This window comes from Janthinobacterium psychrotolerans, from assembly GCF_001677885.1.
GTDB lineage: Bacteria > Pseudomonadota > Gammaproteobacteria > Burkholderiales > Burkholderiaceae_D > Janthinobacterium > Janthinobacterium psychrotolerans.
The window spans coordinates 170,706-185,760 of sequence record NZ_LOCQ01000060.1; the positions used below are offsets into that span (position 1 = coordinate 170,706).

Consider the following 15,055-nt stretch of genomic DNA (forward strand, 5'->3'; position numbering starts at 1 on the left):
GTGCTTACGCACCTTCCGCGCGTGGCGCAGGGGCGGCATCGGTGCCCAGGCGGCCGTGCAGGGCCACCCAGCCGTCTTGCTCAGCCCATACGCCGAGCTGGATGAACGGTGCGTAGGCGGCCGCCACTTCTTCCGCCTGGCGCGCCAGCACGCCCGACAAAATCAAGGCGCCACCGTCGGCGACACGGCTTGAGAGCATCGGCGCCATCAGTTTCAATGGGCTCGACAGGATATTGGCCACCACGATATCGAACCTGGCCGTGGCATGCGCCGAGGTGGCGAAGGTGTCTGGCAAAAAGTAGTCGATTTCGCACTGGTTGCGCTCGGCATTGTCGCGCGCCGATTCGATCGCCTGCGGATCGATATCGACACCGGCCACGCTCTGGGCGCCCAGTTTCCTGGCCACCATGGCCAGGATGCCGGAACCGCAACCATAGTCGAGCACGCTCTTGCCGGGCGCGGGATGGGCTTCCAGCCATTCCATGCACAGGCGCGTGGTCGGATGGCTGCCGGTGCCGAAGGCCAGGCCCGGGTCCAGCTCCAGGATCAGGCCGTCAGGGTCCGGTGCCTCGTGCCAGCTCGGCACGACCCAGATATTCTTGCCGATGTGAATCGGCGCGAACTGCGATTGCGTCAGGCGCACCCAGTCCTGCTCTTCGACCGGACGGGTGGTGAAGGCCGGCGCCGCAGCCATGCCGACCGCTTGCGCGGCGGCGGCCACGATGGCGGCCTGGTCGGCGTCGACATCGGTCAGCGCGACCACGCGGCTGCGCTCCCACGCCGCTTCCTTCGGTTCCATGCCGGGCTCGCCAAACAGCGGCTGCTCGGCGTCGGTACCTTCGTCGGCGTCTTCCACCGACACCGACAGGGCGCCCGCTTCCATCAAGGCGTCGGACATGGCCTCGGCGTTGTCGCGCGCGATCTCGATGACGATTTCAGTCCAGCTCATGCGCCCGCCTTGATTTCCGATTTCTTGGCAATGCTCGGGGTGTCGCCATGAATGTTCTTGCCCAGGTCCGGCATGTCGGCCAGCTTCTGTTCCAGGTAATGGATGTTGGTGCCGCCTTCGATGAAGCGCGCATCGATCATCAGTTCACGGTGCAGGGCGATATTGGTGTTGATGCCTTCGACCACCATTTCGGACAGGGCGATCTGCATGCGGCGTATCGCCTGCTCGCGCGTGGCGCCGTAAGCGATCACTTTGCCGATCATCGAGTCGTAGTGCGGCGGAACATAGTAGCCGGCGTAGGCGTGCGAATCGACGCGAATGCCGGGGCCGCCCGGTGCATGCCAGGAAACAATCTTGCCTGGCGATGGAGTGAATTTGAACGGATCTTCGGCATTGATGCGGCATTCGATGGCATGGCCCGACAGCAGCACGTCGCGCTGGCGGTAGCGCAGCTTTTCGCCGGCGGCGATGCGGATCTGTTCCTGCACGATATCGATGCCGGTGATCATCTCGGTGACCGGGTGTTCGACCTGCACGCGGGTGTTCATTTCAATGAAATAGAACTCGCCGTTTTCGTACAGGAATTCAAACGTGCCGGCGCCGCGGTAGCCGATCTTGCGGCAGGCTTCGGCGCAACGGTCGCCGATCTTTTCGATCAGTTTGCGCGGGATGCCCGGCGCCGGTGCTTCTTCGATCACCTTCTGGTGGCGGCGCTGCATCGAGCAGTCGCGCTCGCCGAGCCAGACGGCGTTCTTGTGTTCGTCGGCGAGGATCTGGATTTCCACGTGGCGCGGATTTTCCAGGTACTTCTCCATATAGACTTCAGGGTTGCCGAAAGCGGTGCCCGCTTCGGTCTTGGTCATCGCCACGGCGTTGATCAGGGCCGCTTCGGTGTGCACCACGCGCATGCCGCGTCCGCCACCGCCGCCGGCCGCCTTGATGATGACCGGGTAGCCGACCTTGCGCGCAATTTGCACGATCGCCTTCGGATCGTCCGGCAACGCGCCTTCCGAGCCCGGCACGCACGGCACGCCGGCCTTGATCATGGTCTGCTTGGCGGAGACTTTGTCGCCCATCAGGCGGATCGATTCGGAACGGGGGCCGATAAAGACGAAGCCCGATTTTTCGACACGTTCGGCGAAGTCGGCGTTTTCCGACAGGAAGCCGTAGCCAGGGTGGATCGCTTGCGCGTCCGTCACTTCAGCGGCGCTGATAATGGCTGGCATGTTCAGGTAGCTCAGGGCCGACTGTGCCGGCCCGATGCAAACGGATTCGTCGGCCAGCTTGACGTATTTCGCGTCCTTGTCGGCTTCAGAGTGGACTACAACCGTTTTGATGCCCATTTCGCGGCAGGCGCGCTGAATACGGAGGGCGATTTCACCACGGTTGGCAATCAGGATTTTTTCAAACATGGTAGGTTCGCGTATGTCTGTGAGAGCCGGCGAGCCGGCGGAACAACAAGTGTGAGGGGCGTTAAACTGCAAACGGCCGTTGCCGGCCGTGTGGACAGGGTATCAGCCGATCACGAACAGGGGTTGGCCGAATTCGACCGGCTGGCCGTTTTCCACCAGGATCTGGGTGACGACGCCGGCTTTGTCGGTGTCGATTTCATTGAGCAGTTTCATCGCTTCGATGATGCACAGGGTGTCGCCTTCCTTGACGGTGGAACCGACTTCGACGTACGCGGCGCTGCCGGGAGCGGAGGAACGGTAGAAGGTGCCGACCATCGGCGACTTGACCACGTAGCCGGTCGGCTCGGCGGCCACGGCGACGGGCGCTGCGGCCGGCGCAGGGGCTGCCTGCGGCGCGGCCTGGTAAGGGGCTTGCATGCCTTGCGGCTGCATCATGACCATCTGGTTTTGCGGCATGGCCGACGATTTGACGATGCGAACCTTGCTTTCGCCTTCGGTCACTTCCAGCTCTGCGATATCCGATTCGGCGACCAGGTCGATCAAGGTCTTGAGTTTTCGTAGATCCATGTGAAACCCCTAGGAATGTAATTTGTTTTGTAAGTGATGCGGTGCGGTCGAAAAACCCGTCGCCGCGCTAATTGCGTGCAGATCGCGTAGATTAACGTTTTTTAAGTGCAAAGTCGATGGCAAACCGATATCCATCGATACCCAGTCCGCAGATCGTTCCCAGCGCGATCGCGCTCAGGAATGAGTGATGACGAAACGTTTCACGTTGGTAAATATTCGAGATATGAACTTCCACGAACGGAATGGCCACTCCCGCCAGCGCGTCGCGCAAGGCCACGCTGGTATGGGTCAGGCCACCCGGATTGATGATGATCGCATCGACGCCTTCCGTTCGCGCGGCGTGGATGCGGTCGATCAGCGCACCTTCATGGTTACTCTGGAAGCATACCAGATCGGCGCCGGCCGCCAGGGCTTGCGCCATCGCCGCCTGCTCGATATCGGCCAAGGTGCTGGCGCCGTAGACCTCAGGCTCGCGCATCCCCAGCAAATTCAGGTTGGGGCCGTTGAGCAGAAGGAGGTTTTTTGCCATGTATGGAAGACCGTTTTAGCGAAAGTTCCGCATTTTGCCGCCAAAGATACGCATTGGCAAGAGAAAAAAGCACGCTGTCGAATTTACAATTTGGCCAGGTCGGCGCGCAATTGATCGAATTTCAGGCGGCCCAGATAGGTCTTCTTGACTTCGCCATCGGCGCCGATCAGCACGGTAAACGGCAAGCCGCCCGTGGCATTGCCGAAATGACGCGACAGGTCGGTGCCGCTCATGCCCGACACATACACCGGGTAGGCGATCTTGACCTTCTCGGCGAAGGTGGCGATATTGCTGGCCGAATCGATGCCGATGCCAATGATCTGCAGGTTTTTGCCGGCAAATTCACCCTGCACCTCGGACAGTTCCGGCATTTCCTGCACGCACGGCGGACACCAGGGCGCCCAGAAGTTCACCAGCAGGTTCTTGCCTTTCCATTGCGACAAAGCTTGCGTGGCGCCGGCCGCATCCGGCAGCGACAGCGCATACAGTTCGGTGACAGGACCGCTGGCGCCGGGCGCGACGGTGGTGGTCACGGGCGCGGCCGCTTCCTTGTTCTTGCTGAGGCCCACGTAAGCGCCCATGGCGCCGAACAGCAGGGCGACGATGGCGCAGGCAATAATATTCTTCTTGGTCATATTGATTTGTATAAAGGGTTTTTATGTTTCTGGCTGGGACAGACTCAGCAAGGTGCGCAGGCCGGCGATATCGGTGCGCAGCACCTTGCCATCGGACTTGGACTTGAGCGCGCCGCGCATGTCGTCGAGTTCATACAGGGCCGCATGCACGCCTTCATTTTTCCACAGGAAACTGGCGGTCTCGACAGCATCATAACGCGGCCCCTTGAAATGCGGTGTTTCCGACATGTCCAGCACCACGTTTTTATTGAGCAGGAAGATGTGGATATCCTTGGCGCTCTCGGCAAACAGCTGCAGATAGATTTCATCGTGCGGGCCGGCCGTGCCGTTGAACACCGGGCCGCTCAGCAGCGGATGAAATTGTTGCAACGCTTCCATGACCTGCAGCGCGATGGTGCGTAACTGGAACAATCGTGCCGGCTGGCTGTCGGCCAGGAACAGCGCATTGTACAGGCGCAATTGTTCCTCGATCAGCTCGTTATCGGGCAGCACCTGGGCGCTGCCCGGCGCGTCGCCAAGGATTTGCCGCGCCGCCTTGCGCTTGGCGCTGCCGTAGTCGGCGCCGTCCTGCGCCACCAGGCGGGCGGCGGCGGCGGCAATTTCCAGCCGTAGTTGCCGGTTGTCATCAAAAGCATCGGTCGTCATTCCCCGATCATACTCTGAAGCGGAAAAAACCATGGCGTCGGTTAAAATCCCATACTTGACCTTCGTTCCTTACATTAACAAGCACGCCTTGCGCGTCTTACGCACTGATCACATGCATATTCATATCCTCGGCATTTGCGGTACCTTCATGGGCGGCCTGGCTGTCCTGGCCAAGGAAGCCGGCCATAAAGTTACCGGCTGCGACGCCAACGTCTACCCACCGATGAGCACCCAGCTGGAAGCGCAGGGTATCGAACTGATCCAGGGTTTCGATCCGAAGCAGACCGAGCTGAACCCGGATTTATATGTGATCGGCAACGTGGTGTCGCGCGGCAATCCGCTGGTCGAGGAAATCCTCAACCGCAGCCTGCCCTATGTCTCCGGTCCGCAATGGATAGGCGAACATATCCTGCGCAATAAATGGGTGCTGGCCGTGGCCGGCACGCACGGCAAGACGACCACCTCGGCCATGCTGGCATGGATACTGGAAGACGCCGGCTACGCGCCGGGCTTTCTGATCGGCGGCGTGCCGATGAACTTTGGTATCTCCGCGCGCCTGTCGGGCACGATCGACGGCAAGAGCGCCGAGTCGGACTTTTTTGTGATCGAAGCCGATGAGTACGATACGGCGTTTTTCGACAAGCGCAGCAAGTTCGTCCATTACCACGCGAAAACCGCCGTGATGAACAACCTCGAATACGATCATGCCGACATCTTCCCCGATCTGCATGCGATCGAAACCCAATTTCACCATCTGGTGCGCACCGTGCCCGGCATCGGCCGCCTGATCGTCAATGGCGATGAAGCGTCCCTGCAGCGCGTGCTGGCGCGCGGCTGCTGGAGCGAACAGGAAAGTTTTGGCCAGGATGCCGATTGGCAGTTGACCGAACAGGACAACGGCAGCTTCGACGTGTTGTTCAAGGGCAAGCATGAAGGCCATGTGGCGTGGTCGCTCACAGGCAAGCACAACCGCAGCAATGCGCTGGCGGCGATTGCTTGCGCGCGCCATGTGGGCGTGCCGATCGCCCAGGCCTGCGTCTCGCTGGCCACCTTTGACAGCGTCAAGCGGCGCATGGAAGTGCGCGGCGTGGTCGACAATATTACCGTGTATGACGATTTCGCCCACCATCCGACGGCGATCGCCACCACGGTCGGCGGGCTGCGCCAGAAGATAGGAAAAAGCGGCCGCATCCTGGCCGTGCTGGAGCCGCGTTCGAACACCATGAAGCTGGGCGCCATGAAAGATGCCTTGCCTGGCAGCCTCAAGGATGCCGACCTGGTGTTCGGCTTTGGCAGCCGGCAGGCGCTGGGCTGGAGCCTGGGCGACGCGCTGGCGCCGCTGGGCAAGATCGCCAGCGCCTATGAAGAGATCGATGCGCTGGTGGCGGCCGTGGCGGCAGCGGCGCGCCCCGGCGACCAGATCATTGTGATGAGCAACGGCGGCTTTGGCGGCGTGCACCAGAAGTTGCTGGAGGCCCTGGGCCGATGATTTTGTACCTGCATGGATTTCGCTCGTCGCCGCTGTCGATGAAGTCGCGCCTGCTGGCCGCGCAGATGCAGGCGCTGGGCCGCAGCGACGAATGGCTGTGCCCGCAGCTGCCGGCCTCGCCGAAGCAGGCGATCGAGCTGGCGCTGTCGCTGGTCAAGGATGTGCCAGTCGAGGAGTTGACGATCATCGGTTCGTCGCTGGGCGGTTATTACGCCACCTGGCTGGCGGAACAGCTGGGCTGCCGCGCCGTGCTGCTCAATCCGGCCATCGTGCCGCTGCTGGACCTGGAGCAGCATGTGGGCGTGACGACGGCGTTTCATTCGGACGCACCGTTCGAATTCAGGCGCGCGCATATCGACGAGCTGCGCGCTTTTGCCGTGCCGGCGATTTCCCGGCCAGCGCGTTATTTTCTCATCGCCGCGACCGGCGACGAAGTGCTCGACTACCGCGACATGGTGGCGCATTATGCGGGGGCGCGGCAGACGGTTATCGACGGCAGCGACCACGGCATCAGTGAATTTGCCAACTACCTGGCGCCGGTCCTGCAATTTTGCGGCATCGACCCGAAAGCGGGCCGGTGAGGCCCGGCTCGCTGCGCCAGGCGCAATGGCATGCGCATGTCAACGCCGTCGATGCGCCACCGGCCTTGCGCCACTGGTTGACGGGCGGCGGTTCGCTGACAGCCAGGCTGAAGGCCCACAGCCGCGCGTTTCGCGTGCAATGTTTGCACCAAGAAACAGCGCGCTGCCTGACGGACGAGGCGGCCATTATCGGTCTGCACCGCGCGGGCAGGGTGTGGGAACGCGACGTGCTGCTGCGCTGCGATCAACAGCCCGCCGTCTATGGCCACACGGTGGTGCCGATGCAGGCCACGGCCACCGACTGGCCACTGTTTTCCGGACTGGGCGAGCGCTCGCTGGGCACGACCCTGTTTGGCGACCGCATGGTGCGCCGCGGTGAACTTGAATTTGCGCGCCTGCGCGCTGGCCATCCGCTGGTACAGCGGGCGCAAGCGGCACTGGCGCTGGAAGGACGCGCCGCGCCCGGGCAAGCATTGTTCTTTGCGCGCCGCTGCCTGTACCAGCGCCATCGGGGCTTGCTGCTGGTGACGGAACTATTTCTGCCGGCGGTGCTGGAATTGGCGCCTGTCGTTGCAACTGAAACATTAATCGATAAAGCATAATAATGAATCTATTTTTTGAAGAATCCGGCGATTTCAAGGTCGGCACGGTCCTGTCGCAGGCGGGCGAGGCGTACCAGGTTGAAATGGCCAGCGGCAAGCGCACCAAGGTCAAGGTAAAAGATGTGCTGCTGCAATATGAAAAGCCGGCGCCAGCCGAATTGCTGGAGCAGGCGAAAGGTGTTTCCGCCGAGATCGATCTCGATTTCCTGTGGGAAGTGGCGGGCGAAGAGGAGTTCGGCTTTGCCGAGCTGGGCGCCGAGTATTTCGGCCATGCCCCATTGCCGTTCGAGGCGGCCGGCCTGATATTGTCGCTGCATACCGCGCCCGTGTATTTCTACAAGAAGGGCCGTGGCCGCTACAAGGCCGCGCCAGAGGCGTCGCTGAAGGCTGCCTTGGCCGGCATCGAAAAGAAAAAGCAGCAGGCGCTGGTGCAGGCCGGCTATGTCGACGAGCTCAGGCAAAACCGCTTGCCGGCCGCCATGCAGCCGATGGTGCTGCAACTGCTGTTCAAGCCCGACAAGAACACCATCGAATACAAGGCGCTGGAAGCGGCCTGCACTGAACTGCACACGAGTGCGCCGCGGCTGATGCTGGCCACCGGCGGCGTCGCCACGCCGAAAGACCTGCATCTGTCGAAGTTCTTGTTTGAAAACTTCCCGAAAGGCGCCGGTTTCCCCAATGTGCCGGTGCCGTCCGTCACGGCCAGGCTGCCGGTGGCCGAGGTGGCGGCGTTTTCCATCGATGACGTGACCACCACCGAGATCGACGATGCGTTCTCGGTGCAGCCTTTGCCTGATGGCACCGTCAAGGTCGGCATCCATATCGCCGCGCCGGGCCTGGGTATCCGTCCCGACGACGCGATCGACAAGATGGCGCGCCAGCGCATGTCGACCGTGTATATGCCGGGCGACAAGATCACCATGCTGCCCGACGAAATCGTCAACGCCTTTACGCTGGCCGAGGGCACGACCTGCCCGGCGCTGTCGCTGTACGCCACCCTGGACCCGAAAGCCGACTGGGCCGTGATCAGCACGGACACCCGCGCCGAAATGGTGCCTATCGCCAGCAACCTGCGCCACAACCAGCTCGACGACGTGGTCAACGAGGAAACCCTGGCCAGCGGCGAGGGCGAGTATCCGCACAAGGCCGACTTTGCCGTGCTGTGGCAGTGGGCCCAGCAGCTGGAACAGGGCCGCATGAAAAAGCGCGAAGGGTTTGGCCTGAAACCCGAACAGAACAACCGCGTCGATTTCAATTTCTATGTGGAAAACGATATCGTCAGCGTGGTGCGCCGCAAGCGTGGCGCGCCGCTCGACAAGATCGTTGCCGAACTGATGATCTTTGCCAACAGTACCTGGGGCAAGATGCTGCATGACCATGGCGTGCCAGGCATCTACCGCAGCCAGGGCGGCGGTACCGGCAATGGCTGGGCGGCAAAGATGCAGGTGCGCATGGTCACCCATGCCGCGCCACACCAGGGCCTGGGCGTCGATCAATACGCGTGGAGCACGTCGCCGCTGCGCCGCTACACCGACCTGGTCAATCAATGGCAGATCATTGCCTGCGCCGAGCATGGCGTCACCGCCCCGCTGGTCGCGCCGTTCAAGCCGCGCGACGCCAATCTGTTCGCCATCGTTTCTGCCTTTGACGCGGCCTACGCGGCCTATGGCGACTTCCAGTCGAACATGGAACGCTACTGGTGCTTGCGCTGGCTGGCGCAGGAAGACGCGCGCCAGGTCGACGCGGTGGTGCTGAAAGACGAGATCCTGCGCCTGGTCGACATTCCGCTGGTGATCAAGCTGCCGGGCATGCCGGCCGTGGCGCGCGGCGCGCAGGTCAAGCTGGACCTGCTGCGCTGGGATGAAGTCGATCTGAGCATCGAAGCGCGCCTGCTGGAAATTGCCGCCGCGCCTGACGACGCGGCCGGCCAGGACTATGAGGAAGAGGAGGGCGCCGATGCCGTTGCCGAGGGGGATGCTGTCGAGCCTGCCAACCCTGCGGCCGAGGTGGAAATGGCCGAAGTGACGGCGGAAACGTCGGACGTGGCAAAATAAGGGCTGCGTGGCACGGTCGGTGAGACGCCCCCGGATGCTTGATCCTCAACTGCCGTGTGCCTGGCTGAGCGCCCGCTCGATCGGGCGCGGCTTGCCCCTGCCGGTGTTTGACCATGGTGGCTGGCGCGTGGAAACGGGTTTGCCCGATGAGCTGCGCCGCCATGTCTTTGCCGGCCCTGACCGGGCAATAACCAGTCGGCCAGCACCATCAGGCAGCCGTATATATTCATCAATTCATCAAGATATGCGGCACGGCTGAACAATTTGGCTGGCTGACCTTTTGTCGGACGTACAATGAATTGCTGGCGTGGCCGGCCGCTTTCCGCCCACCCCGCACAAAAATCGACGGTCGCCGCACCGCTTTGACGTAAAATTCACCATTTCCCGACGTCACGGACCTGCTGCCCGCGTGAAGCTACTTCAACAACATCGTTTCCTGGCCATCGCCATCGGCGCCTCGCTGCTGGTGCATGCCACCTTGCTGGCGGTGCGCTTTGTCGCGCCGGCGCCGCAGCGCGCCGTGGCCACCGATCCTGGCCTGGAAGTGATCCTGGTCAACGCCAAGCATGCGGCCCAGCCGTTGAAGGCCGAGGCGCTGGCGCAAGCTAATCTCGACGGGGGCGGGCAGGCCGACAAGGGGCGCGCCAAGTCGCCGCTGCCGGACATGCGCAAGGTGGAGGAGGGCGACAGCGCCAAGGCCAGCGCGCGCCGCATCGCCGAACTGGAACAGAAGCAGCAGGAACTGCTGACCCAGGCGCAGAAGGCCACGCCCTACAGCGCCGCGCCCGTCACGGAAAAAGACAAGCCCAAGCCGACGGCGACCGGTTCGGATTTGCTGGAGAGCAGCAAGGCGATCGCGCGCATGGCGGCCGAGATCAGCCAGACCGTGGAAGACCAGAACAAGCGGCCGCGCAAGACCTTCATTACGCCCAGTACGCAGGAGGTCGGCTATGCCATGTATTACAAGACCTTGCAAAAGCGCATCGAGGATATCGGTACGCTGAATTTCCCGCAAAAAAATGGCCGCAAGATGTATGGCGAACTGGTCGTGTATATCCCGATCTTCCAGGACGGTACGATTTACCAGAAGGAAGGCGGCATCCGCGTCGAGAAAAGCTCGGGCAATCCAGCGCTCGATGCGGCGGCGCTCGCCATCGTGCGCCGCGCGGCGCCGTTCGGGCGTTTTCCGCCGAACATGCTGTCGAGCGACAAGGACGACCTGTGGGTCGTCATTACCCGATTCAAATTTACCCGCGAAGAAAAAATGGAAGCTAACCTGACAGGCGGCGGCAATTGAGCACTGCCACCATCCAGCCTGACGCCTATTGCGTGTTCGGCAATCCGATTGCGCATAGCAAATCCCCCGCCATCCACGCCGCCTTTGCCGGGCAGACGGGCGAGGCCATCGTCTATGAACGCCGGCTGGCGCCGCTCGACGGCTTTGCGCTGGCGGCGCGCGGCTTTGCGGCCGAAGGCGGCAAGGGGGCCAATGTGACGGTGCCGTTCAAGCTCGACGCCTGCGCGCTGGCGACCGAACTGACGCCGCGCGCAAAAGCGGCCGGGGCGGTCAATACCCTGCGTTTCGATGGCGAGGAGATTCTTGGCGACAACACCGATGGCGCCGGCCTGGTGGCCGACATCCTGCGCAATGCCGGCGTCGCCATCCGGGGCAAGCGCGTGCTGCTGCTGGGCGCCGGCGGCGCCGCGCGCGGCGTGGTGCTGCCGCTGCTGCAGGAGCAGCCACAAGAACTGTTTGTTGCCAACCGCACTGTGGCCACGGCAGCCAAGCTGCTTGAACAATTCCAGCAGGCCGGCGCCGGCGATATCGCCTTGCGCGCGGGCGGCTTCGAGCAGCCCGAGGGCGTCTTCGATATCGTCATCAACGCCACCTCGGCCAGCCTGGCCGGCGACTTGCCGCCGGTGCCGGCCACCGTGTTTGGCAGCCACACGCTGGCGCTGGACATGATGTATGGCGCCGCGCCGACCGTGTTCATGGAGTTTGCCGCGCAGCAGGGCGCGCAGGTGCGCGATGGCCTGGGCATGCTGGTCGAACAGGCCGCTGAAGCCTTCTTTGTATGGCGTGGCGTGCGGCCCGCCACGCAGGACTTGCTGGCGCTGCTGCGCGGCGCCCTGTGAAGGCGGGCAAGAAGGGCGCGCGCAAGGGCGCGTCTGCCAGCCGCTATGGCTGGATCAAATGGCTGTTTATCGTGCCGGTGCTGGCTTTTATCGTGGTGCAGCTGTATTTCTTCTTGCAGATATGGTGGTGGGTCGACCATAACCCGAGCAGCACGGCCTTTATGCGCGAGCAATTGTCGAGCTTGCAGGAAAAAAATCCGAACGCCGTCATCCAGCAGACCTGGGTGCCGTACGAGCGTATCTCGAACAACCTGAAACGCGCCATCATCGCTTCGGAAGACGCGAACTTTTCCGAGCACGAAGGCATCGACTGGGATGCCCTGCAAAAGGCGTACGAGAAAAACAGCAAGAAGCAGAAGGTGGTGGCCGGCGGTTCGACCATTACCCAGCAGCTGGCGAAGAATCTGTTCCTGTCCGGCTCGCGCAGCTATGTGCGCAAGGGCCAGGAACTGATCATCACTTATATGCTGGAAAGCCTGATGGACAAGCAGCGCATCTTTGAAATCTACCTCAATGTGGTGGAGTTCGGCCGCGGCACCTTTGGCGCCGAGGCGGCGGCGCGCCATTACTACCGCACCAGCGCGGCCAGGCTGAGCGCGGGCCAGGCGGCCAGGCTGGCCGTGATGCTGCCCAATCCGCGCTATTACGACAGCCACCGCGATACCGGCTACCTGAACCGGCGCACCGGCGTGATCTTGCGGCGCATGGGGGCGGCCGAGTTGCCACAGTGATGCAGTGTGTTCAAATGCATAAACATGTCAGGAAGACAGCGTGGTATGGATGCTGCGCCGCACTATTTCGGTGAAAAAGGCAGGCGCGGGGGTGGTCGTGAAAAGGGCTTTGCGAGTACACTTGCGCTGTTTTGATTTCTGGCGCCAGCGCCACACCTGACACGATAACCCCACATCCGGCTGAGAGCGCGCATGATCAATGTCTTTGTATTACAGAATGGCCGGCTCAACCAGGTGCCGATCGACAGCCGCGCAGACCTCGAAAATGCCGAACCGGTGTGGGTCGACCTGACCGACCCGACCGACGATGAACGGGCCTGGGTCAAGGCCACCTACAACGTCACCCTGCCGGGTGAAGACGAAGTCAAGGATATCGAGGCGTCGGCCCGCTACTACGAAGCGGAAAACGGCGACTTGCACCTGCGCACCGATTTTCTGCTGGAAGAGGACGACGGCCCGTCGCGCGTGATCACGGTCGCCTTCATTCTGGCCCGCAAGATCCTGTTTTCGATGCATACGGACGACCTGCCCGTGTTCCGCCTGGTGCGCATGCGCGCCCGTTCGCGGCCAGGCTCGATCGCCGACTACATGGACGTGCTGCTGGACCTGTACGCCACCGACGCCGAATATTCGGCCGATGTGCTCGAAGGCATCTACCAGAACCTGGAAGAAGTCAGCACGCGCGTGCTGCAAAAGGAATTTACCGACGCCCACGCGGCCGAAGCGCTGAACGCGATTGCCCACGAGGAAGACTTGAATGGCCGCATACGCCGCAACATGATGGATACGCGCCGCGCCGTCAGCTTTCTGATGCGCGGCCGCTTGCTCAATTCCGAGCAGTTCGAGGAGGCGCGGCAGATCTTGCGCGATATCGAATCGCTCGATGGCCACACTTCCTTCCTGTTCGACAAGATCAACTTCCTGATGGACGCCACCGTCGGTTTCATCAACATCAACCAGAACAAGATCATCAAGATCTTCTCGGTGGCCAGCGTGGCCTTCCTGCCACCGACCCTGATCGCCAGCGTGTACGGCATGAACTTCAAGTTCTTGCCGGAACTGGAATGGACCTTTGGCTATCCGTGGGCCTGGGGCCTGATGATTACCAGCGCGATTGCGCCGTTCCTGTACTTCCGCCACCGGGGCTGGTTGAAATGAACAAAGGGCCTTGCGGCCCTTTTCCTATTCTGGCTGGGCCGGGCGTTTCGGCGCTATCGCCGTATATTGCGCCGACATCAGTTTCCACACCGTTCCCTCCCTGACCGCCACATAGCTGGCGCGCATGGCCATCTGGCGCGATAGGCCGCCGGCGTTGACCGAGATCGCCAGCTTGCCGATCAGGACGGCCGTGCCGCCGCTTACGCGCACCAGCGGTTCCTCGACCGTGATCACCGGCGTGGCGGTCTTTTTTTCCGGCGCATAGAAGGCCAGCATCTTGTCGCGCGTATCGACTTCGCCCAGCGGCGACACTTCCACATAATTGTCGGCCGTCAGCGCCGCCAGCTTCGGCACGTCGAACCCGGTCTGCGCCGCCACATGCTGGCGCACCAGGTTCAGCACGTCGGCCGGGTCGTCGGCCAGGGCAGGCAGCGCAACGGTGGCACCGGCAAACGCGGCAACAAAGGAAATCAGGGATAATCGCGGGTTCTGCAAGCTGTTGTGTTTCATGGCATGGCTTCCGGTTGGGTCTGATGCAAACGATCAGGACAAGCTGGAGTATGCCTTCATTTGGATAAAAGCAACAGTTTGCTTGCCCACCCTTCCACGCCCTTGCCAGCCGATGGCGCCCTCACTGGAGCACGCATGCCGGACACCATTACCACCGAATCCCCGTACACCCATCTGATCAGCGACTGCGATGGCGTGCTGATCGACAGCGAAGCCGTGGCCCTGCAGGCGCTGCTCGACCTGCTGGCGCCGCGCCTGGCGGACTTGCCTGAAGGCGTGACCTTGCAAGGACTGATCGAACCGCGCCTGGGCCTGCGCCTGGTGCCGCTGATGCGCGATATCTACGCCGAACTGGGCTTGCCGCCGTTGCCGGAAGAAGAACTGCTGGCGATTGCCCATGGCGTCAACCTGCGCTGCGATGAACAATTGAGCGCCGTGCCCGGTGTGGCCCAGGCGCTGGCCGCCATCGGCCTGCCGAAAGCCGTCGCCTCGAACAGCGTCAGCGCGCGCGTGCACGCCGCCTTGACCCGTACCGGCATGGTCGACCTGTTCGGCGGCCGCTACTTCACGCCCGACCTGGTCGGCCACGCCAAACCGCATCCGGGCCTGTACCTGGCGGCGGCTGCCGGCTTCGGCGTGCCGCCAGGCCAATGCCTGGTGCTGGAAGACAGCGTCACCGGCGTGACCGCCGCCGTGGCCGCCGGCATGACGGTACTGGGCTTTATCGGCGGCGGCCATATCGCCGAGGGGCAGGAAGCCCGCCTCAAGGCGGCTGGGGCTGCCCATGTGTTCAGCGATATGAGCAAGCTGCCGGCGTTGGTAGCGCAGATCCGGGGTTGACCCCGGCTTTGCGCCGGTAGCCCAAAAAGTCTCCCTGGCCTGCATGGGTTGCGCTGTTGAAAACAGGCGCACTGATTGTTCCATATAGCAAGATCTCCGCCTTTCCATCCCACAAATGGGTGATGTGCCAAGCAGCTGGTTTGAGTTGTAATGATGGTAACTGTTCAGCCCCATGAACAGGCGCTGTCGATAGCGAAATTCCGCTTGGAAAAAGAGC

The 15,055-nt window shown here is 62.3% G+C and carries 16 protein-coding genes; 9 read left to right on the forward strand and 7 right to left on the reverse strand.

Translation table 11 applies throughout. The features are described from left to right. Nucleotides 1-4: 4 nt before the first annotated feature. The 6 genes from prmA to ASR47_RS20940 form a co-directional block, all read right to left on the reverse strand. Nucleotides 5-949 (reverse strand): 50S ribosomal protein L11 methyltransferase, encoded by a 945-nt coding sequence (gene prmA, locus ASR47_RS20915; protein WP_065309731.1) that lies wholly within the window; start codon nucleotides 947-949, stop codon nucleotides 5-7. Further along, complete coding sequence (gene accC, locus ASR47_RS20920) at nucleotides 946-2,361, reverse strand: acetyl-CoA carboxylase biotin carboxylase subunit (protein ID WP_065309732.1); 1,416 nt, start codon at nucleotides 2,359-2,361, stop codon at nucleotides 946-948. The genes prmA and accC overlap by 4 nt, the downstream gene beginning before the upstream one ends. 102 nt (nucleotides 2,362-2,463) lie before the next feature. Then, entirely contained in the window at nucleotides 2,464-2,928 is a 465-nt protein-coding gene (gene accB / locus ASR47_RS20925; protein ID WP_065309733.1) for an acetyl-CoA carboxylase biotin carboxyl carrier protein, read from the reverse strand. A gap of 91 nt (nucleotides 2,929-3,019) precedes the next feature. After that, nucleotides 3,020-3,457 (reverse strand): type II 3-dehydroquinate dehydratase, encoded by a 438-nt coding sequence (gene aroQ / locus ASR47_RS20930; RefSeq protein ID WP_065309734.1) that lies wholly within the window; start codon nucleotides 3,455-3,457, stop codon nucleotides 3,020-3,022. Nucleotides 3,458-3,540: 83 nt separating this feature from the next. Then, the gene (locus ASR47_RS20935) at nucleotides 3,541-4,092 is read right to left on the reverse strand and encodes a TlpA family protein disulfide reductase (protein ID WP_065309735.1); all 552 of its coding nucleotides are present in this window, start codon (nucleotides 4,090-4,092) and stop codon (nucleotides 3,541-3,543) included. Nucleotides 4,093-4,113: 21 nt separating this feature from the next. Further along, nucleotides 4,114-4,737, reverse strand: coding sequence for a hypothetical protein (locus ASR47_RS20940; protein WP_065309736.1), 624 nt, complete (start codon nucleotides 4,735-4,737; stop codon nucleotides 4,114-4,116). A 112-nt stretch (nucleotides 4,738-4,849) separates the two neighbouring features. Here ASR47_RS20940 and mpl point away from each other — a divergent pair, with 112 nt between their 5' ends. From mpl to corA, 8 genes are all read left to right on the forward strand, one after another. Next, nucleotides 4,850-6,226, forward strand: a complete 1,377-nt coding sequence (gene mpl / locus ASR47_RS20945; RefSeq protein ID WP_082989073.1) for a UDP-N-acetylmuramate:L-alanyl-gamma-D-glutamyl-meso-diaminopimelate ligase — start codon at nucleotides 4,850-4,852, stop codon at nucleotides 6,224-6,226. Then, the gene (locus ASR47_RS20950; protein ID WP_065309737.1) at nucleotides 6,223-6,807 is read left to right on the forward strand and encodes a YqiA/YcfP family alpha/beta fold hydrolase; all 585 of its coding nucleotides are present in this window, start codon (nucleotides 6,223-6,225) and stop codon (nucleotides 6,805-6,807) included. The genes mpl and ASR47_RS20950 overlap by 4 nt, the downstream gene beginning before the upstream one ends. Continuing rightward, nucleotides 6,804-7,409: a chorismate--pyruvate lyase family protein gene (locus tag ASR47_RS20955; RefSeq protein ID WP_065309738.1), complete on the forward strand. Its 606-nt coding sequence runs from the start codon at nucleotides 6,804-6,806 to the stop codon at nucleotides 7,407-7,409. Before ASR47_RS20950 ends, ASR47_RS20955 begins: the two co-directional genes overlap by 4 nt. Before the next feature lie 2 nt (nucleotides 7,410-7,411). Then, nucleotides 7,412-9,463: a ribonuclease catalytic domain-containing protein gene (locus ASR47_RS20960; protein WP_065309739.1), complete on the forward strand. Its 2,052-nt coding sequence runs from the start codon at nucleotides 7,412-7,414 to the stop codon at nucleotides 9,461-9,463. Between the two features lie 409 nt (nucleotides 9,464-9,872). Next, complete coding sequence (locus ASR47_RS20965) at nucleotides 9,873-10,760, forward strand: TonB family protein (protein WP_065309740.1); 888 nt, start codon at nucleotides 9,873-9,875, stop codon at nucleotides 10,758-10,760. Further along, entirely contained in the window at nucleotides 10,757-11,599 is an 843-nt protein-coding gene (aroE, locus tag ASR47_RS20970) for a shikimate dehydrogenase (RefSeq protein ID WP_065309741.1), read from the forward strand. The genes ASR47_RS20965 and aroE overlap by 4 nt, the downstream gene beginning before the upstream one ends. Then, entirely contained in the window at nucleotides 11,596-12,330 is a 735-nt protein-coding gene (gene mtgA, locus ASR47_RS20975) for a monofunctional biosynthetic peptidoglycan transglycosylase (protein ID WP_065309742.1), read from the forward strand. The genes aroE and mtgA overlap by 4 nt, the downstream gene beginning before the upstream one ends. Nucleotides 12,331-12,522: 192 nt before the next feature. After that, nucleotides 12,523-13,488 (forward strand): magnesium/cobalt transporter CorA, encoded by a 966-nt coding sequence (gene corA, locus ASR47_RS20980; protein WP_065309743.1) that lies wholly within the window; start codon nucleotides 12,523-12,525, stop codon nucleotides 13,486-13,488. A gap of 24 nt (nucleotides 13,489-13,512) precedes the next feature. On the opposite strand, the gene ASR47_RS20985 is transcribed toward corA, so the two are convergent. Continuing rightward, entirely contained in the window at nucleotides 13,513-13,998 is a 486-nt protein-coding gene (locus ASR47_RS20985; RefSeq protein WP_065309744.1) for a nuclear transport factor 2 family protein, read from the reverse strand. A 135-nt stretch (nucleotides 13,999-14,133) separates the two neighbouring features. Between ASR47_RS20985 and ASR47_RS20990 the strand changes: the two genes are divergently transcribed. After that, nucleotides 14,134-14,838: an HAD-IA family hydrolase gene (locus tag ASR47_RS20990; protein WP_065309745.1), complete on the forward strand. Its 705-nt coding sequence runs from the start codon at nucleotides 14,134-14,136 to the stop codon at nucleotides 14,836-14,838. The last annotated feature ends 217 nt before the right edge of the window (nucleotides 14,839-15,055 follow it).